Source organism: Pseudomonas sp. TNT3, assembly GCF_010095445.2.
Taxonomy (GTDB): domain Bacteria; phylum Pseudomonadota; class Gammaproteobacteria; order Pseudomonadales; family Pseudomonadaceae; genus Aquipseudomonas.
In genome coordinates, this window is sequence record NZ_WFGV02000077.1 from 1 (window position 1) to 20,067 (window position 20,067).

Sequence of the window (20,067 nt, forward strand, 5' to 3'; positions counted from 1 at the left end):
AAACCGAATCGATGCAGGACGGTTCCGACGCCGTGTCCGACTGGCCACTGCTCAACGCCCTGCTGAACACCGCAAGCGGCGCGACCTGGGTGTCGCTGCACCACGGCGGCGGCGTCGGCATGGGCTTTTCCCAGCACTCGGGCATGGTCATCGTCTGCGACGGCACCGACGAAGCGGCCGAGCGTATTGCTCGCGTGCTGCACAACGATCCGGCGACCGGGGTCATGCGCCACGCCGATGCGGGTTACCAGATCGCGATCGACTGCGCCAAGGAACAAGGCCTGAACCTGCCGATGATCACCGGTAAATAACGCATTACCTGTAGGAGCGAGCTTGCTCGCGATGGAGTGTCAGTCGACACAGCGTTGATTGACACTCCATCGGGAGCAAGCTCGGCTCCTACAGAAAAGCAAACCTGAAAAAACAGAATCACCCGCCGCTTTTCCGAGGAGTCTGCAACATGACCAGCAGCCCGTTTACCCAACAGTTACAGGGCGTTCGCGTCCTGGACCTGAGCCGCGTGTTGGCCGGTCCGCATTGCACGGCAATGCTCGCGGACCTGGGTGCCGATGTCATCAAATTCGAAGTGCCGGGGCACGGTGACGACAGCCGTCACCTGGGCCCCTTCAAGGACGGCGAAAGTGTTTATTTCGGCCTGATCAATCGCGGCAAACGCAGTGTCGAAATGGACTTCAAGTCCACCGATGACCTGGCCCGGCTCTATGAACTGGTCCGTGATGCCGACGTTGTCGTGGAAAACTTTCGCCCCGGCGTGACCCAGCGCCTGGGCATCGACTTCGACACGCTCAAGCACTACAACCCCAAGCTGATCTACGCGAGCATTTCCGGCTTCGGCCAACACGGCCCACTGTCGGCCAACCCCGCCTACGACATCGTTGCTCAGGCGATGTCCGGGCTGATGAGCGTCACCGGTTTTGCCGAGACGGGACCGACACGCTGCGGCGAAGCCATCGGCGATCTATGCGCTGGCGTGTATGCGGCCTGGGCGATCAGCTCGGCGCTGTTTGCGCGCGAACGCCATGCACCGGGCGCGCAATACATCGACGTCGCCATGTTCGATGTGCTGTTCAGCCTGCAGATGACCGGCCTGTCCAACCTGTTCGCCAACGATGTCGCCCCCGGCCTGGTCGGCAACCGCCATCCGGTGTCGACGCCCTTCGACACCTACCGCGCAGCCGATGGCCAGGTGGTCATTGCCGTGGCCAGCAACAAATTGTTCCTGCGCCTTTGCCAGTGCCTGGGCAAACCCGAACTGGCGAGTGACCCGCGCTATGCCGACGACCCGCAAAGAACGCAGAACGAGCCTGCGCTGCGAGCTGAAATCGAAGCATGGACGCGCCAACTGAGCGTCGAACAGGTCTGCGACATCCTGCTGGATGCCGGCGTGCCCTCCTCTCCCGTGTGGAACCTCGCCCAGGCCGCCGACAGCGAACAGGCACAAGTCCGTCAACTGCTGGTTCGACCAGAAGGCGCAACGCAGCCGCTGGTGCCACAACCGGTTTTCTTCAATGGCCACAAACCCCATGCCCTCACCCTCGCCCCACGCCTGGGCGCAGACAACGCGGCATTCGGACTGCAAAAACAGGAGCTTTCCCATGAACTTTGAATTGGATCAGGTCGAACTGGCCGTCGTTGAAACCGTCGAAAAACTGGCCCGGGAGGTGATCCAGCCCCGTGCCCAGCATTACGACGAAACCGAAACCTTTTGCGCCGAAAGCCTGCAGGCACTGGCCGAGTTGGGCGGCCTGAGTATCAACCTGCCTGAGGCCTACGGCGGATTGGGCATCGGCAGCCTGGCCATGAGCCGCGTGGTGGAAGCCGTGGCCGGCGCGTGCGCCTCGACCGCCTCGGCACTCACCGCGCATTTTCTGGCCACCGATTCGATTCTGATCGGCGGCACCGAAGCGCAGAAACAGGAATGGCTACCCCGTGCCGCCAGCGGTGAATTGCTCGGCGCCTTTGCCCTGACCGAACCCGCCGCCGGCTCCAACCCCGCCGACATGCGTTGCCGTGCGCAACGCGAAGACGGCGGCTGGAGAATACGCGGCAGCAAGCATTACATCACCAACGCCCGCGAGGCCGGTTTCATCGTGTTGTACGCCAAGACCGACGCAGACGCTGGGCACAAGGGCATCAGCACCTTCATGATTCCCCAGGGCACCACCGGCATCAGCTTCTCCAGCCCGGAGAAAACCATGGGGCTGCGCGGCAGTACGATCTATGAACTGGCCCTGGACTGCTGGTTGCCTGAGTCGGCCTTGCTCGGCAGCGAAGGCGCCGGTTTCAACACCGCGATGGCCGTGCTCGATCGCGGCCGGGTCGAAGTCGCCGCCATGTCCTTGGGTATCGCCAACGCCGCACTGCAAGCCAGTTTGAACTGGGTTCGCGAACGGCAGATAGGGCCCAAGCCGCTGGCCGCCTATCAGGGCACGCAATGGCGCCTGGCGGACATGTACGCGCAGCTGGAAGCCGCCCGCATGCTCACCTGGAAAGCCGCCGCGCGCCGCGACAGCGGTGAACGCTTCAGCCTGGATTCGGCGACCGCCAAACTGGTGGCCGCCGAGTGTGCCGGCTTCGTCACGGACGCCGCGCTCCAGCTGCATGGCGGCTATGGCTACATACGCGATCTGCCGCTGGAGCGCTATGTGCGCGATGCGCGGATTCTGCGGATTTTCGAAGGGACCTCGGAAGTACAAAAAATCATCATTTCGCGAAGTCTGCTCGACGCCCAGCGCTAACCGAGCGAAAAACCGGGGCCTGTCCTACAGGCCCCCTCCTTAACGCCTCAATCACGAGAAGGCTGTCGTATCCGACGACGCCCGAGAGGAACCGCCATGTCCGCCTCCAAAGAAAGTGCGCAGCGCAAGACGTATATAGAACGGCGATCCATTGATTACATCCCCGAATCCGAGCGTCATGGTCGACTGCTCAGTCAGTTCACACTGTGGTTCGGTGCCAACCTGCAGGTCACTGCTGTCGTCACCGGGGCGCTGGCCGTGGTGTTGGGCGGCGACGTGTTCTGGTCGCTGATCGGCCTGTTGATCGGGCAACTGCTGGGCGGCGCGATCATGGCGCTGCACGCCGCGCAGGGCCCTCAATTGGGCCTGCCACAGATGATCTCCAGTCGGGTGCAGTTCGGGGTCTATGGCGCGGTCATTCCCATCGTCCTCGCGTGCCTGATGTACGTGGGGTTTTCGGCCAGCGGTTCGGTGCTCGCGGGCCAGGCGATCAGCCAGCTGGCCGACGTCAGTGATGCCACCGGCATTCTGATTTTCGCGGCAATGATCGTTGTGCTGACCGTGCTCGGCTACCGGACCATCCATTTGATCGGACGGCTGTCGAGCCTGATTGGCGTGGTGTCTTTTCTCTATCTGTTCTACCGGTTGCTGTCGGTCCATGACATCGGCGAACTGCTGGGTAATCGGCATTTTTCGCTGAGCAGCTTTCTGCTGGCGATTTCGCTGTCGGCCTCCTGGCAGATCGCATTCGGCCCCTACGTGGCGGACTATTCGCGCTACCTGCCGAGGAAGACTTCAGCCCTGAAAACCTTTCTGGCCGTGGGACTGGGGTCCGTCATCGGCACACAAATCTCGATGGTTTTTGGCGTGTTCGTCGCGGCCCTGGCGGGTGATCAGTTTGCCGGGCATGAGGTCTCGTACATTGTCGGAATGGGAGCAAGTGGGGTGGTGGCTTCGCTGCTGTTCTGCAGCATTGTGCTCGGCAAGGTCACCATCACCACCCTCAACGCCTATGGCAGCTTCATGTCCCTTGCGACGATTGTCAGTGGTTTTCGCGGGAACCAGGAAATCTCCACCACCCTGCGAATGGTCTACATCCTGTTCATGGTCGGACTCGCGACCGCGCTGGCACTGCTGGGCAGGCATACGTTCCTGCATGATTTCTCCGCCTTCATCCTTTTCCTGCTGGCCTTTTTCACCCCGTGGAGCGCGATCAACCTGGTCGACTTCTACCTGGTAACCAAAGAACGCTACGACATCCCCGCGCTGTCCGACCCGAATGGCCGTTATGGGCGCTGGAACATGCCCGGTATTGCGGTCTACACCCTCGGGGTGCTGATTCAGATGCCGTTCATTGCAACCAGTTTCTACACCGGTCCCTTGGTCGAAACCCTCGGCGGCACCGATATTTCATGGGTCATCGGCCTGACTGTCCCCGCCCTGGTGTACTACTGGGTGGCACGCGGTTCGCGGCAACGGATTCCCGCTCGACTGATCCTTCCGCAGGAAACCCTCTGATCCTTTTCACCACAGGGCGGCTCCGCGCCGACCCTGTTCCTGCCACGCCTTGATCGCCTTTTACTTGACGGGTTCACCATGCTTGCAGTCAACGCCTCAGCCCATTCGCAACCCACGGCTCGTGACCGGCTCAATGAGGCCGCGATCGAGCTGTTCGCCACACGCGGTTTTCAGGCCATCGGCTTGCGCGATCTGGCTGGCCACATGGGGATGCAGGCCGGCTCTCTGTATCACCACATCGACAATAAGCAGGGCTTGTTGTTCGAGCTCATCGAGTCGGCCTTATCGGACTTGCTCGTCCTGACGAAGCGCCGCATGAAAGGCGCCAGGACGCCGTGCGAACGCCTGCGTCGTTTTGTTCAGGCGTTTGTCGCGTTCAACCTGAAGGAAAAGCACCGCCTGGTCCTGGTCACCCGTGAGTTCGTGAACCTCAACGACGAGCACAAACAGCAGGCTGACGCATTGAAACAGGCGTATCGCAGGCTGTTGAGCGACATCATCGCCGATGAATATGCGGTGACGGACACCCGCGACGGTGAGGTCTGCCTGATCACCCATGCAGTGATCGGCCTGCTGTACGGCCATTTGCAGTGGTACGAGGGGCAGGCGACCGAACGGCAACTGATGGAAGTCCTCGAAAACTGCGCCCTGTGCATCATTGCCAGCGGCAAGCAGACGACTCGCTAAGGGGTGCACTGAGAATCAACAATCAGTGCACTTTGCGCCAAGCCATTGGCCCGTTCGAACGCGTAGTTTTGTGCCGTGGGTTAGACGTTCGTCCTGACCTTCACCTGATAACAACAAGATTTCTGGTGACCCATGAGCACAGTAGATCCGATCACCCTGGCCGTCGTGCGAGGCGCGCTCGAAACCGCGCAGCGCGAAATGACCATCACCCTTGAAAAAACCGGTCGTTCGAGCGTTTTCAATCTCGCTCACGACTATTCGAATGCGCTCTTCGACCACTTTCCGGAAATGATCCTGCAAGGTCAGGACATCCCTATTCATCTCGGATCACTGATTCCGGCGATGAAATGCGTCGCCGGTTTCTTCGGTGACGACGTCCAGGAAGGCGATGTGATTTACCACAATGACCCCGCCTACATGGGCAGTCATATCCTCGACTGCTGCATGTACAAACCGGTGTTCTACCAGGGTGAGCTGGTGTTCTGGGCCGTCTGTAAAGGCCATCTGACGGACATCGGCGGCCCTGTGCCGGCGGGCTACAACCCCGATGCCAAGGAAATTTACGCGGAAGGTCTGCGCATTCCGCCCGTGAAGCTGTGGTCCCAGGGCAAGCGCCGTGAGGACGTGATCAATCTGCTATTGACCAATATGCGCGCCCGCGCCTACCAGGAAGGCGACCTCAACGCTCAGTACGGCGCCTGCAACGTCGGTGAACGGCACTTGCTCGAGCTGCTTGATCGCTATGGCGTGGAACAGGTGCGCGCGTGCATCGCCGAGTTGAAAGACATGGCCGACCGTCACATGCGCGCCTTGTTGCGTGATGTCCCGGATGGCGTCTACACCGGCACTGCAGTGCTTGAAGACTCGGGCCACGGCCTGGGTGAATTATCGATCACGGCCCAGGTGGAAATTCGCGGTGACGAGGCGCACATACTGATCGAAAGTCCGCCGCAGGTGCCCTACTTCATCAACTCGTACGCCGGCAATTCGGTGTCCGGGGTGTACCTGGGGTTGATGATGTTTGCCCAGGTGCCGCCGCCCTACAACGAAGGCCTGTACCGTTGCGTGTCGGTCGATCTCGGCCCGCCGGGCACGTTGTGCAATGCCCAGGAACCCGCGCCGCACGTCAATAGCACCACCACACCGATGGAAACCCTGGCCGATGCCGTGCGTCAGGCGCTGGAACAGGCGGCACCGGATCGCGTCACGGCTTCCTGGGGGCACGCCAGCGGCATCAACATTGCCGGCCATGATCCGCGCAATGGCAACGACGAGTACGTGACCATGGTGCTCGCATCGATCATCTCCGGTGCCGGCGCGAACAAGGCCATGGACGGATGGCCGGCCTGCGGTCCGCTGTGTTGTTTCGGTGCGCTGATGTCTGGCGATATCGAGTTGCTGGAGTACGCCTATCCGATCCTCATTCACCGCTACAGCCTGATGACCGACAGCGGTGGCGCCGGTGAATTTCGCGGCGGTTCGGGGACTCGTCTCGAGATCGAACCCTTGAACCATCCGATGACCGTGGTGGGTTTTGGTGAGGGTCGGCAACTGCCGACGTCGGGGGCGGCGGGCGCGACCAATGTCATGCTCGAGCCCAAGCTGGGCCGGCTGATTCACCGCAAACACGACGGCGAAGAACAGCACTTTATCTACAACGCGCAACTCACGGCGCAACCGGGGGAACGGGTCATCAACGTCAACCCGGGGGGCGGGGGCTATGGCAACCCATTGCTGCGCCCGATTGCCAGTGTGCTGGACGACGTGCGCAACGGCCTGGTGTCCCTTGAAGGCGCCCGCCTGGAGTACGGCGTGGTGATCGACAGCAATGGCCAGGTCGACGACGTGGCGACGCGCGCCTGCCGTACCACGCACTGATCGACCCCGCCCCTTTGAGCCATTTGGAACCTTCATCATGACCAAGCAACAATATCGTCTGGGCATCGACGCCGGCGGCACCTTCACCGATTTCATCCTGGCGGATCGCAGCGGCAACGTGCAGCTGTTCAAGGCGCCCTCGACACCTCAGGACGGAACGATCGCGATCCGTAACGGCCTGGCGCAAATCGCCGACGCCATCGGGCGCACGCCTGCCGAAATCATTGGCGACTGCGACCTGTGCATCAACGGCACCACCGTGGCCCTCAACGCGCTGATCGAAAAAACCGGTGTAAAGGTGGGCCTGCTGTGTACCGACGGGCACGAAGACAGCCTGGAAATCCGCCTGGGCCACAAGGAAGACGGGCATCGCTACGACGCCAGTTACCCACCCGCCTACATGCTGGTGCCGCGACACCTGCGACGGCCCATTGGCGGCCGGATCATCAGCGACGGCAGTGAATACGCACCGCTCGATGAACAGGCGATTCGCGACGCGATCGAATATTTCCGCGAGCAGGACGTCAAGGCCGTGGCCATTTCCTTCGTGTGGTCGGTGCGCAACCCGAGTCACGAACAGCGCGCCGCCGAGATGGTGCGAGCGGCGCTGCCGGGTGTGTTCGTCTGTACCGGCAACGAAGTGTTCCCGCAAATCCGCGAGTACACCCGCACCTCGACCACTGTGGTCAACGCTTACCTGAGCCCGGTCATGGGCCGCTACATCGAACGGATCGACGCCTTGTTCGAAGAGCTCGGTGCGCAGCAACCGACCCGTTACTTTCAATCCAACGGAGGACTGGCTCCTGGCGTAGTGATGCGCGAACGGGCGGTCAATGCCATCAACTCCGGCCCGGCCTCCGCACCGCAAGCCGGGTTGTGTGTCGCGCAGCCGTTCGGCATCGACAACGTGATCACCGTGGACATGGGCGGCACCTCGTTCGACATCACCCTCAGCAAGTCGGGACGCACCAACTTCAGCAAGGACACTGACTTCCTGCGCTATCGCATCGGCGTGCCGATGATTCAGGTCGAAACCCTCGGTGCCGGCGGCGGCTCGATTGCCTTCATCGATGACTTCGGCATGCTCCAGGTCGGTCCGCGCAGTGCCGGTGCCAACCCAGGGCCGGTGTGCTACGGCAAGGGCGGCACCGAGCCCACCGTCACCGACGCCAACCTCGCCCTCGGCTACCTGGCCGACGGCGCGCTGCTGGGCGGGAGCATCCGGCTTGATCGCAAGGCGGCCATCGAGGCGATCCAGCGCAAAATCGCCGAGCCTTTGGGTATCAGCGTAGAGCGCGCGGCCATTGGCATCATCACCCTGGTGAACCTGAACATGGTCAGCGGTATCCGGCGGGTGTCTGTGGAACGCGGCTACGACCCACGGGATTTCGCCCTGATCGGCGCGGGTGGCGCAGCGGGCATGCATGTCATGCGTCTGGCCGAGGAGATCGGCAGCCAGGTGGTGCTGATCCCGAAAGTGGCGTCGGGACTGTGCGCCTACGGGCAGATTCTGTCGGACATTCGTTACGACCAGTTGACCACCCTGCCGATGCGCCTTGACGACGAACTGGTCGACCTGCCCCTGCTCAATCAGACGTTGCATGACCTGCGCGAACGCGGCATGAGCAACTTGCGAGAAGACGGTTTCGGCGCTGAAAACAATGTCGAGTGCCTCTACAACCTTGAGATTCGCTACCTCGGGCAGATTCACGAATGCAGCGTCGAACTGACCTGCGCCCCACTGGACCAGGCCGGCCTGCTCACTCTGCGCGAGGCATTCCATACGCGGCACAAAGCGCTGTTTTCCTACAGTGAGCCCGACAGCCCGGTGGAACTGGTCAACCTCGAGTGTTCGGTGATTGCTCGCCTGCAACGCCCGCCCATGCCTGAACTCCCGCCACCTGACGAGGACGTTGCACCCCGCGCCAGCGGTTATCGGTCGATGCTGTTCAGCGCTCAATCGGACTGGCAGCAGACCCCGGTGTACGACGGTGACCGGTTGCAATCCGGGCAGACGGTCCAGGGCCCTTGCGTGATCGAAGAATCGACGACCAACATCGTCGTGCCACCCGGCTGGCAGGCAATGCTGGCGCCGTCGGCCACGTACCGGCTGACGCCTGGTGATTGACCGTCCGTAAGCATTGGCAAATGATGGCAACCCCACGGTGCCGACGGTGGTTTACGTCGGCACCGTCCTCATAATAAAAATCATACGAGGGCAGCCATGGCGTACAAACTTTCCACACGCTCCTGGTCCGACAGTCAACGCCAGCCCCTATGGGCAGACGCCATCGCCTGCGCCTATTTTCCGCTGTCCCTGGAATTCGCCCCCAGTGCCTCCTTCAGTGGCAGCCTGCAAATCTGGGAAACCGGCAGCACCCCGCTGACCCTGTCCCGCCTGCGCTCCAGTCAGCTCGGCTATTCGCGCAGCAAAGCGCAGGTCAGTGAAGATAACGAAGCCTGCTACCTCGTGACCGTGCCCCGTCGCAGTGAAGTGCATTTCGAACAGGATGGCCGGGCACTGCATTGCCAGCCCGGAGGCTTCATCGTCGAACGTGGCGATGCCCCATACCGTTTTCACTACGCCAGCGACAACGATCTGTGGGTATTCAAACTCCCGGAGCGCGCGCTGCACGGGCAACTGCGCGGTGCCGAGCGCTACACGCGCTTCTGCTTCGATGCCAGGCGCGGGCTCGGTCGAATCTTCGTCGATCAGTTGGCCATGTGCGCCGCACGTTTCGATGAATGCAACGAAGCCGCCCGCCACATGCTGCTGGAGCAGGCACTTTCGACCTTATTAATGGCGTTGCGCGAAGATGAGCGCGTGCTCGGCAGCGAGAACTCGAACCTTGCCGCGCTGCATTTGCAGCGCATCGAACAGTACGTCGAGAAGCATTTGGGCAACCCCGACCTGGCGCCGCCATTGATCGCTGACGCTTGTGGCCTGTCGGTGCGCTACCTGCATAAACTCTTCCACAGTACGCCCTACAGCCTTGGAGAATGGATTCGCCTGAGGCGCCTGGAGGCCGTCCACAGGGGCCTGCTCGACCCTAACTGTCATCTGTCGATCGGCGAATTGGCCATGCGCTGGGGATTCAGTGATCAAGCCCAATTTACCCGCAGCTTCCGCCAGCACTTCGGCTGCACCGCGACCGAAGTGCGCAACAGCGCGAAGGCATAGCGCGGCAAGCTTCCTGTGGCGAGGGAGTTTACTCCCGCTGGACTGCGGAGCTTGCCAGCGATGGCGGTGTATCAGGCAATGGTGATGTTGAATGTATGGGCCTCATCGCGGGCAAGCCCGCTCCCACAGTGAACTGCAGCGATCACAAAATCCGGGTAATCCACAAATCCCCTGTGGGAGCTGGCTTGCCAGCGATGGCGGTGTATCAGGCGATGGTGATGTTGAATGTACGGGCCCCATCGCGAGCAGGCTCGCTCCTACAGTGAACTGCGGCGGACGCAAAATCTGGGCACACCACAAATCCCCTGTGGGAGCAGAGCGACCCCGCTCTTGTATCTGAAAGCAGAGGACTGCTGCGCAGCCCAGCGGGACGGTGCGACGATTCGATAAACTCCCTCGCCACAGGGTCGGTGTCGTGCTTGAGTGAATAGCAGGACCTGAAGGCTACCGCCGCGCCCGGCCTAAAAAAACAAAATTGTCATGTGTTTCCTTCGTCCTTCCCTACGTCGCAGTTCTTCACTGCCTGTTCCCATACGTCTGGAGTTCTCCCCATGCCCTCGCCAAATTCCCTGCCCGCTGCGCTGCTGGGCCTGGCCCTTGTCTGTCCGGCCATGGCTGGGGCTGAGGGCATGGAACTGGGCCAGGTGCTGATTGGCGCTGAGGATCGCAGCGGCGAAGACGCGTCGATCGAGGATGCCGAGGTCCGGCTTGAACAGGTGCCCGGCGGCACCAATGTGGTCGACATGCGCCGCAACCTGCAGGGCCGCGTGGCGAGCAATCAGGATGTGCTGGCTTATCAGCCGGGGATTTATGCGCAGTCTGCGGGCAATGAAGGGGTCAAGATTTCGATCCGTGGCTCGGGGATCAACCGTGCACCCGGCGCCCATGCCTCGGGGTTGTACGCCATGCTCGACGGTCTGCCGCTGACCGGCCCGGGCGGCACGCCCTATGAATTGCTGGAGCCCTTGTGGCTCGACCACGTGGAAGTGCTGCGCGGTGCCAACGGCTTCGACAGGGGCGCCCTCGCCCTGGGTGGGGCCATTGATTACATTAGCCACACCGGCTACAACGCGCCGAAACTGCAAGTACGCTACTCGATGGGCAGCCACGGTTACCTGCAGCGCCAGGTCAGTTCGGGTCAGGTGCTGGGTAACGCCGACTACTACGTGGCCCTGACCGACGCCCGCTCCGACGGTTATCAGGACCACACGGGCAGCGAGAGCCAGGGCATCATCGCCAATGTCGGCTATCGCTTTAACCCGAACCTGGACACACGCTTTTACCTGCGCTACCGCCAGACCGACAACGACCTCGCCGGACGGGTGACCAAGCACTCCATCGAGCGCGACCCACGCGCGGCCAACCCGGCCTACGTCTCGCGGGACGACCGTCGCGAGCAGCCGGGCAGCACCTTTTTCGGCAACAAAACCACCTGGTACATCGATGACGATTCGAGCCTCCAGACGGGACTCGTCTACCACGACTATCCCATGGACCTGCGTGAAGGCCCCAACCGTTTGAAGGTGGCGTACACCGACGTCAGCGGCACGGTCGACTACAAGCGTCGCGACACGCTCTGGGGTCTGGAAAGCCAAAGCACGATGGGCTTGCGCGTGACCAAACACCTGCCCAATGCCGGCGCCAGCGAGCTGGTGCGTATCCCCACCGGCAACACCGCCGGTTACGCGCCCGGCACGCACATGCGCAACTTCACCTACCAGGGTTCGGACAGCGTCTTGCACGTCGGCAACGATCTGGAAATCGCCGACGACCTGTGGCTGACCACCGGCCTGGCCGCCATCTACACCCGCCGCGAAAGCGCCGTGACCTACCCGGAAGGTGGCGGCAAGACCAGCCTGAACGACTGGGACTACGCCCCCCGCCTCGGCTTGCGCTACCAGGTGACACCTGACCTGCAACTGTTCGGCAACCTGAGCCGTTCGGTCGAAGCGCCGCACCCGTGGTCGCTGATCTACAGCTCGAATGTTCGATTCCCGGCAGGCAGCGGCGCCGCCACGGGTGCCCAGCGCGATCCGGTCAAGCTGCAAAACCAGACGGCGACCACGCTGGAAATCGGCGGCCGTGGCGACAGCGCCATGGGGCAATGGAGCCTGGCCTGGTACTACGCGCAAGTGCACAACGAGTTGCTCTCGGTGCTGCCGGACGCCAACGCCACCACGCCCTACGAACTCAACGCCAGCCCCACCATCCACCAAGGCGTGGAAGCCAGCCTGCAAAGCAACCTGTGGTCGCCGCACGACGGTGGTCAACTGAGCCTGCGCCAGAGCTATACCTTCAGTGACTTCCATTACCAGGACGACGACCGCTTCGGCGACAATCGCCTGCCCGGCTTGCCGATGCACTACTACCAGGGCGAACTGCGCTACGACTGGCCCCTGGGTTTCTTCGCGGCCCTCAACACGCAGCTGGTTTCCAAAGTGGAGGTCGACTACGCCAACAGCTACGAAGCCGATCCCTACGCGCTGTTCGGCGCAACCCTGGGCTACAACGCGCCCAAGGGTGACTGGCAGACCTGGCTGGACATGCGCAACCTGACCAACAAGCACTACGCCGCCACCGTCACACCGGGCTACGACGACAAAGGTCTGGACGCCGCACGGTCTACGCCGGGTGAGGGTTTGGGGGTTTACGTCGGGGTGTCGTGGAGCTTGCTCTAAGCGCTGGGTGGACTTGCCTGTCTGTTCAACTGAGCATCTTTTGCAAGGCCGATGGCCGCGCTAATGGCGGCCTGAGCCTGGGGGCTGTTCTTCCAGCAAGTCGATCCCGTTGCGGCGGATGCCTGAGCCAGGATGTCTCCCACATTCGCTGTGCTGAGCTCAGCGAGGGAGTCGATGCCCATCTGCTCAAGACGAGCAATAACGGCGGGACCTACGCCCTTCAGGGCTAACAAGGCATTGTATTCCGTCAGTGGAAATGGCATCCGTAAACTCCTTTTATCGGCCAGTGAAGCGGCAGGAGTTTGCCCGACGGGTGAACGCATCTCAATAGACGCAGCTCAATGGATCAGCTCTCGGCGGAACTGATGGCCTCGCGCTCGGCTTCCTCAGCCAGCTTCGCCCGGTCCGCTTTGCTGATGTATTTATCCTTGCTGACCGGGGCCAGTTTGGCACTGGCTTTTTTGGCCTTCGCCTTGAATAACTGCTGTAATTTCTTCTGACGATTCATGGTGTCCACCCAGCGTGTAAGTTGCTGAATGATATCAGCTTCATTGCGGGGTTCACTTCCCTTCGGTTTCGCGAGTTGAGTTCAACCGGTTTGCACGCCGTAAACGCAGCCACACCACCCCGAGCAGCCCTAGCGGCACACCCAGGCCCAGCCACGACAACACGTCAAAGACGCCATCGCCGATCAGTGCCGACAGCAGGCCGAACAGGCTCACAACAGCGAGTACCACAGGCCAGCGAAAGATCATCCACAGTCCGCGTCTCATGCCCTGCCCTCCACGCTCGAACGGTTGGCGTTCAACTCAACCAGATGCTTGGGCATCGGCCGATTGCGTCGGCGGATCCAGAGGTACAAACCGCTGCCCAGGACGACGATGCTGATGACGTCGAGCAGCGTCCAGATAATCTTCAACGGTAATCCACCGTAGTCTCCAAAGTGGAGCGGCTGAGAGATCAGCAACGTCTTCACGTACAACGGCATCTCCCGTATATCGGTCAGCTCGCCCGTCACCGCATCCACGAGTGCCGGTTTCAGCAGTCGTGCGGTGAGGGGCGTGGTTCCGCGCATGAACACCGCGTAGTGATTCTGGCTGCTGAATTGAGTACCGGGAAAGGCGACGAAACTCGGCTCCATGTCTGGCGCGGCCTGGCGGGCGGCTTCCAGCGCTTTGTGCAATGACCCGAGGCGCTCAAGCGGAGGCGCATCCTTGTACGGTGCCGTCATGTCTGCCAACTGATCACTCTGCCACAGGCCAAAGATGGGCAGCGCAAGGGTATTGATCACCCCTGTCACGCCAACGACCAGCACCCAGGTCAGGGTGACCATGCCGAGCACGTTATGCAGGTCCAGCCATTTCAAGCGTGCGCTACGCCCTGTTCGCACGGTGGCGAAGTCCAGCTTGCGCATGAACGGGGTGTACACCACGACGCCGGACACCAGCGAAGCCACCAGCAGTAACCCCATGAAACCGAGAAACAGATAGCCCGGCAGCCCCATGAACAGATCAGTATGCAGACGCAACATCAGGTTCATGAACCCATCGTCCGGTTGCGCCGGCGGGAACAGCTCGCCAGTGCGGGTATCGAACGGCTGAGAGTGACCTTCGATCGGCGGTGGCGTCAGGCTGGTTGCCGTGAACACCACACCGAGCGGGCTATCCGGGTCGAATCCAACGAAACGCACGACCTCGTCCGGCCAGGTCGCCAATACACCGGCGACGACCTTGTCGTAGTCGATTTGCGGCGAATCAGCGGTCAGCGCACGCAATTCCGGGTGAGGCTCGAAGTAGTGTTCGATCTCTTCATGAAAGATCAGTGGCAACCCCGTCAGGCACAGCAACAACAGAAAGACGGTAGAGACCAGGCTGGTCCATTTGTGAACCAGGTACCAGATACGCAGTTTACGGGCAGTCATGCTGGATTGATTCCGCGACGGGTGCTTGAAAGGTGCGAGGGCTCAGTCACACCGAGCCCTCAGAAGACATCAGTATTTCCAGGTCACGGAAGCCACCACGTTGCGAGGTGCACCGTAGCTGGCGGTCGTGGCGCTGTTGTAAAGCGAGAGCAGGTATTTGCGATCGGTGACGTTGTTCAGGTTCACCGACGTGCTCCAGTTGCTGTCGATGTCATAGCTGGCCATGAAGTCGAGCAAGGCGTAGGCGTTTTGGCGGATAGCGCTGTTGGTGTCGTTTTCCACTGCGCTCTGCCAGCTGACCCGCGTACCGATCTTCGCTTGCGGCAAGCTTGGCAGGCGATAGGTGAGCATGCCGCGCACGCTATGGGTCGGCACATATTTACGCGCCTTGTCGCCGTCATCGTTATCGATGGTGACGTAGGTGTAACCGCCGAGCAGGTCCAGGCCAGGCAGTGCTTCGCCGGAGGCTTGCAGTTCGACGCCGTGGCTCTTGTAGTCCATGGGGTCGTAGACAAATCGGCCATCGACGAAGCCGGCGGACTCTGCCACGTTTTGCTGCTCGGTCTTGAAGGCAGCGGCCGTCACGTTGAGGCGGTGATCCAGCAAACTGCCCTTCACACCGGCTTCCATGCTCTTGCCTTCGAGGGGTGCGAGCAATTTGCCGTCGGTGCCCAGGTTGTACTGCGCGCTGTAGATTTTGGTCCAGCTGCCATACACGCTCCACTGCTCGTCCAGGTCGTAAACCAGGCCCGTGTAAGGCGTGACCTTGCCGTGTGCGCGCGTGTAGTAATCGGACCCGTAGTTATCGCCGGAACCGTCCAGGCTGATCATCCGCGCACCGGCGATCCAGTGCAGGTCATCGGCCAGGCTGAATCGGGCACCTGCGTAAAGGCTCTTCTGGGTGTCGCTGAAATTCTGGGTGTTGGTGTCGCTGGTAAACAGGAACGACGGACGCGGCAGGTTCCCCGCCAGCACGTCCGAGAATGACGCGTCGTAGTAGCCCCCTTCAACCGCATCGTATTCCCGGGCTTTCTGATGGGTACGACCATAAGCAGCACCCAACGTCAGCTCATGCTCGCGACCAAACAGGCTGAACGGACCGGTGACCTTGGCGTCGCCCAGCAACTGATGAGCCTCGCTTTTGGTGTTGGCAGCAAAAACCGACGTGTCATCACCGGAAACCCCGGCGACATACAGCATGTTGGTGTCCTGCTTCTCGATAATGCCCGTCGCGGTGACCGTAGCGTTCCAGCCATTGCCAAAGTCATGTTTGAGCTCGGTGAAGGCGCGCTGGGTGTGCAGGTTCCAGTAGGTCCAGTCCTGACCGATGCTGGAACTGCGGCTGCCATAGTGGATGGCGTTGCCATCGTTATCCACCAGCGGCAGGTTGCCCCAGGTGCTGCCGTTGGAATCGCTGTTGTGCTGAGAGAAACCCACCGTCACGGTGTCGGCATCCGACAGATCAAAGGCCAACAGTCCGGCGGCGACGTTACGCTCATGGCTGTAACGATCCATCCAGGAATTGCCTTTGTCGTGGGAGTAGATGAAGCGGCCACGCACATTGCCCGTGGGGGTCAACGGGCCGGCAACGTCCACGTCCACCCGACGCCCGTCCCAGGAACTGACGCTGGTGTCGACTTGCGCCTGGAAAGTCTCGGTCGGACGTTTGCGCACGAAATTGACCGTGGCTGACGGGTTGCCCGCACCACTCATCAAGCCGTTGGCGCCATGCAAGACATCGATCTGTTCGAACTCCGCCAGATCCTGGTCGCCCACCAGCACTGTGCCCACGAACGGCATGCCCACACCGTCGTATTGGAACGTGTTGATGTCAAAACCGCGCGAGGTGAATTCGGTCCGGTCGGTTTCGGTTTGCTCCACGGTCACCGACGGCGCTGAACGCAGTGCGTCCTTGATCCCGGTGATCTTGAAATCATCGAGCGCCTGCCGGGTAATCGTCGTCACCGCCTGCGGCGTTTCCCTGTCTGTCAGCCCCAACCGGGTCGTGCTCGAAGCCGGATTGCTCTGGTAACCCACGCTCGGAACGTCGACAAGATCAGTGCTGCCGTCGATCTGCGTAGCCGGCAACGTCAAATCATCGGCGGCATGAACGAAGGACACGGCGCTGCAAGCACCGGCGAGTAGAAGACTGGCGGAGAAGCGAAGTTTCAAGGAGCAAATTCCTACGGCAAGGGGGTCAAGCGCGACCACTTTTGAGAACGCTAATAGGAATCTAACTCAATCACTCTCTTCATTTCGACATTTTTTTCACATTTTGAAACATTCAGTCGTGCACGGATGGCTTGAGCTAGAGCCCCCGCCGTCGATCAAGGCGATACCGCCCTCTGAGAATGCTTAGAACGACCGCCACTGAGGGACTTCAGTACACTCACCGAACCTCGTCCAGCCGACTTGCCCCCTCCACGGGGTAAGTCAGCAGATAGCTGCTGACGGCATCATCTATGGTGGGAAAAAACGACGTTTCGCCAAGACTTGCGAAAAGCCCGAATCGCTTCAGTTTGTCCTTGACCGGGTCCTTCATCTCGGCCACGCGCAACTTGATTCCCGCTGCGTTCAGGGTTTCGTCCAGTTCACCCAGCATGTCGGCCGAGGTCACGTCCACACTGGTGACGGGTTCTGCCGCAACAACTAACCAGCGCACCGGCGTAGGTGATGCAGCCACTGCGTCGAGCACTCGCTCATTGAACAGTTCGGCGTTGGCGAAGAACAAGGGTGCATCCCAGCGAAACAGGACCAGGCCAGGTATAAGGCTCGCGTCGGGATAACGCTGGATGTCGTGGTAACCCTTGACGCCCTTGGCCTGCCCCAGCACTGCGGAATACGGCCGCCAGGCATCCCACAGAAATTCGATGACGGCAATCAGGATGGCCAGGCCGATGCCCTCGATCGCGCCAAACACAGCCACGCCGACGGTGCAAACGATCGACAGCCAGAACTCCCAGCGCTGGATGCGATAAATTCGCCGCAGGTCGGCCACTTCAATCAAGCCAATGGCTGAAGCAATCACCACTGCTGCCAATGCACTGCCGGGCAAATTCTCCAACAGGTTCGGCGCCACCATCAGCAGGAGGGCCACGGTCAACGCACCCACCACGCCGGTCAACTGACTTTTGGCCCCTGCGGCTTCAGCCACGGGGGTACGCGACGAACTGCTACTGATTGGAAACCCCTGAAAAAATCCAGCCGCCAGATTGGCAAGACCGAGCCCCGTCATTTCCCGATTCGGGTCCACGTAGGTGCGGGTCCGCGCCGCATAGACACGAGAAAGTACGCTGGTGTCGGCGAACGACACCAGGGCGACGGCGCAACCACCAATGAGCACGGGAACAATATCGGCACGGGTGATCCAGGGGATGGCAAACGCAGGCAAACCTTGTGGAAGAGCACCGAGCACCGACACCCCGGCACGCGTGCCAAGGTCCAGCACCCCGACGGTGATCGTCGCACCGACCACTGCAATCAGGATGCCTGGCACCCGTTTGTAGGGCTTGAGCAGAAGGATCACGAGCAGGGTGGCTGCGCCGATCATGAACGCGGTCCAGTTAGTCTTGCCTTCCAGCACTCCCGTGGCGATGGCCCACAGGTTTCTCCCCGGGCCGTCGGACTGTATTGAAAAACCGAATACCTTGGGTAATTGGCTGATCAATACGGTCAGGGCGATGCCATTCATGTACCCGTAACGGATAGGTTTGGACAGCAACTCCGTGATGAAGCCCAGCCGCATGATGCCTGCCAGTATGCACACGGCCCCTGACACGATCGCCATCATGCCCGCCAGGGCGACTGCGCGATGCGGGTCGCCACCGGACAGGGGCAAAATCACCGCCAGGATCACGGCGGCCAATGACGAATCCGGGCCGAGCACCAGAATCCGGCTAGGCCCGAACAAGGCGTACGCGAGCAGCGGAACGATGGTTGCGTAGAGGCCATAGATGCCGGGTACGCCCGATGCAACGGCGTAGGCGATGCCAACGGGCACCAACATCGTGGTGAGCACCAGGCCGGCAACGATGTCGTGACGCAACCAGGCAAGCTGGTAACCGCGCAACGTTTGAAGCCCCGGAAACCAACGGCCCCAGCCGGTCGCACCGCTGGCATCGCGACGTAGAACCCGGCCCGGTTCCGGAACGGGAGGCGAAGAATCCGGCTGGCTCATAGGTCTTTGCCCTTTTAGGGTACAGCGCCGATTCGCTTGAACGTGTCCGTCAGAACTTTTCGGGAACTCGCCGGTGCGGATAATCCGGATCGCGATAGCCGCCTGGTTTCTGCCGCTTGGGCAATATCACCTCCTCGCGCGGTACATCCTTGTACGGAATGCGGCTGAGCAAATCGGTGATGATGTTAAGGCGCGCCCGGCGCTTGTCGTTCGAGTTGGCCACCAGCCATGGGGCATGGTCGGTGTCAGTGGCCTTGAACATCTCGTCACGTGCGCGTGAATAGTCGTACCAACGGCTGTATGACTTGAGATCCATCGGGGTCAGCTTCCAGATTTTGCGTCCGTCCTTGATGCGAGCCTGGAGCCGGCGGGTCTGCTCGTCTTCGCTGACTTCCAGCCAGTACTTGAGCAAGATCACGCCTGAGTCGACGATTGCACGCTCCACGAGAGGCGTTGTCTTCAGGAAACTGACAACCTGCTCTTTGGTGCAGAATCCCATCACCCGCTCGACGCCCGCACGGTTGTACCAACTGCGATCGAAAATCACCACTTCGCCAGCCGCAGGAAGGTACGGCAGGTAACGCTGGACGTACATCTGGCTTTTCTCGCGCTCACTCGGCGCCGTCAGCGCCACCACCCGAAAGACACGAGGGCTCACGCGTTCGGTGAGCGCTTTTATCGTCCCTCCTTTGCCCGCGCCATCTCGACCTTCGAAGACGATACAGATCTTGATGCCCTTGGCTTTTACCCACTCCTGCAATTTGACCAGTTCGACATGCAGGCTGCGCAGCTGCTCAAGATAATCCTTGTTCTTCAGTTTCAGGCTTTCAGCAGCGTAAATCTTGGGGGCTTTTTTCTTGCCTTTTGCCATGATCAAGACCTCACCAATATAAAAAGCACGGTTCCTTTCCAGGGCGTTCTCAACCCAGTTGAGTGTAGGTTGAAAAGATTTTTTCGCTCCTGTGATCACATGGATCAATCCAAGTGCCTCGTTCCTCTGGTCTTTCAACGTCTGCGCAGCCTTGCCTGTCACAACGCAATGCATCGACAACGACTAAGCTTTTTCGGTTGAACCTAGTTTCCCAGGGAGATCTCTATGAGCGCCGCGCCCCTGTCCGAACTCGATGCCGCCCTGCCCGGTCTGGCCCGCAAGATTCGCGTGCTGGATGCCCTGGCCTGGCCGGAAGGGATTGAGGAAGTTTTCCTGGCGCGTTGGCGCGCCGGGCAGGCAGAGCTGCCCAGGGTTGAGCTGCGCGCCCGCGACCACA

At 61.0% G+C, this 20,067-nt stretch carries 15 protein-coding genes and 2 pseudogenes; 10 read left to right on the forward strand and 7 right to left on the reverse strand.

The window, feature by feature from the left end; translation table 11 throughout:
- From GBC55_RS27415 to GBC55_RS27455, 9 genes and pseudogenes are all read left to right on the forward strand, one after another.
- A pseudogene (locus GBC55_RS27415) lies at window positions 1-311 on the forward strand (urocanate hydratase); the annotation flags it as partial.
- A 149-nt stretch (window positions 312-460) separates the two neighbouring features.
- Window positions 461-1,627: a CoA transferase gene (locus GBC55_RS27420; protein ID WP_162440730.1), complete on the forward strand. Its 1,167-nt coding sequence runs from the start codon at window positions 461-463 to the stop codon at window positions 1,625-1,627.
- Complete coding sequence (locus GBC55_RS27425) at window positions 1,617-2,759, forward strand: acyl-CoA dehydrogenase family protein (protein WP_162440729.1); 1,143 nt, start codon at window positions 1,617-1,619, stop codon at window positions 2,757-2,759. The genes GBC55_RS27420 and GBC55_RS27425 overlap by 11 nt, the downstream gene beginning before the upstream one ends.
- A 96-nt stretch (window positions 2,760-2,855) precedes the next feature.
- Window positions 2,856-4,277, forward strand: coding sequence for a cytosine permease (locus tag GBC55_RS27430; RefSeq protein WP_162440728.1), 1,422 nt, complete (start codon window positions 2,856-2,858; stop codon window positions 4,275-4,277).
- Between the two features lie 78 nt (window positions 4,278-4,355).
- Complete coding sequence (locus tag GBC55_RS27435) at window positions 4,356-4,964, forward strand: TetR/AcrR family transcriptional regulator (RefSeq protein ID WP_162440727.1); 609 nt, start codon at window positions 4,356-4,358, stop codon at window positions 4,962-4,964.
- A gap of 132 nt (window positions 4,965-5,096) precedes the next feature.
- Complete coding sequence (locus GBC55_RS27440; RefSeq protein WP_162440726.1) at window positions 5,097-6,842, forward strand: hydantoinase B/oxoprolinase family protein; 1,746 nt, start codon at window positions 5,097-5,099, stop codon at window positions 6,840-6,842.
- Window positions 6,843-6,879: 37 nt separating this feature from the next.
- The gene (locus tag GBC55_RS27445; RefSeq protein WP_162440725.1) at window positions 6,880-8,970 is read left to right on the forward strand and encodes a hydantoinase/oxoprolinase family protein; all 2,091 of its coding nucleotides are present in this window, start codon (window positions 6,880-6,882) and stop codon (window positions 8,968-8,970) included.
- Window positions 8,971-9,066: 96 nt separating this feature from the next.
- Entirely contained in the window at window positions 9,067-10,023 is a 957-nt protein-coding gene (locus tag GBC55_RS27450) for a helix-turn-helix domain-containing protein (RefSeq protein WP_162440724.1), read from the forward strand.
- A 551-nt stretch (window positions 10,024-10,574) separates the two neighbouring features.
- Entirely contained in the window at window positions 10,575-12,701 is a 2,127-nt protein-coding gene (locus GBC55_RS27455; protein WP_162440723.1) for a TonB-dependent receptor, read from the forward strand.
- Here the strand turns inward: GBC55_RS27455 and GBC55_RS27460 are convergent.
- From GBC55_RS27460 to ppk2, 7 genes are all read right to left on the reverse strand, one after another.
- Window positions 12,698-12,964 (reverse strand): helix-hairpin-helix domain-containing protein, encoded by a 267-nt coding sequence (locus GBC55_RS27460; RefSeq protein WP_162440722.1) that lies wholly within the window; start codon window positions 12,962-12,964, stop codon window positions 12,698-12,700. The genes GBC55_RS27455 and GBC55_RS27460 overlap by 4 nt on opposite strands.
- 83 nt (window positions 12,965-13,047) lie before the next feature.
- Window positions 13,048-13,209, reverse strand: a complete 162-nt coding sequence (locus tag GBC55_RS27465) for a DUF2986 domain-containing protein (protein ID WP_162440721.1) — start codon at window positions 13,207-13,209, stop codon at window positions 13,048-13,050.
- 52 nt (window positions 13,210-13,261) lie between these two features.
- Complete coding sequence (locus tag GBC55_RS27470) at window positions 13,262-13,474, reverse strand: hypothetical protein (protein ID WP_162440720.1); 213 nt, start codon at window positions 13,472-13,474, stop codon at window positions 13,262-13,264.
- Window positions 13,471-14,622 carry a PepSY domain-containing protein gene (locus GBC55_RS27475; protein WP_162440719.1) on the reverse strand — a complete coding sequence of 384 codons (1,152 nt, stop codon included), beginning with the start codon at window positions 14,620-14,622 and terminating at the stop codon, window positions 13,471-13,473. The genes GBC55_RS27470 and GBC55_RS27475 overlap by 4 nt, the downstream gene beginning before the upstream one ends.
- Window positions 14,623-14,691: 69 nt before the next feature.
- A complete protein-coding gene (locus GBC55_RS27480) occupies window positions 14,692-16,794 on the reverse strand; it encodes a TonB-dependent siderophore receptor (protein ID WP_162440718.1) in 2,103 nt (700 codons plus the stop codon).
- Window positions 16,795-17,011: 217 nt separating this feature from the next.
- Entirely contained in the window at window positions 17,012-18,799 is a 1,788-nt protein-coding gene (locus GBC55_RS27485) for a SulP family inorganic anion transporter (RefSeq protein ID WP_162440717.1), read from the reverse strand.
- Between the two features lie 49 nt (window positions 18,800-18,848).
- Window positions 18,849-19,670 carry a polyphosphate kinase 2 gene (gene ppk2 / locus GBC55_RS27490; RefSeq protein ID WP_162440731.1) on the reverse strand — a complete coding sequence of 274 codons (822 nt, stop codon included), beginning with the start codon at window positions 19,668-19,670 and terminating at the stop codon, window positions 18,849-18,851.
- A 225-nt stretch (window positions 19,671-19,895) separates the two neighbouring features.
- Here ppk2 and GBC55_RS27495 point away from each other — a divergent pair.
- Window positions 19,896-20,067, forward strand: a pseudogene (locus GBC55_RS27495) (DUF1704 domain-containing protein); the annotation flags it as partial.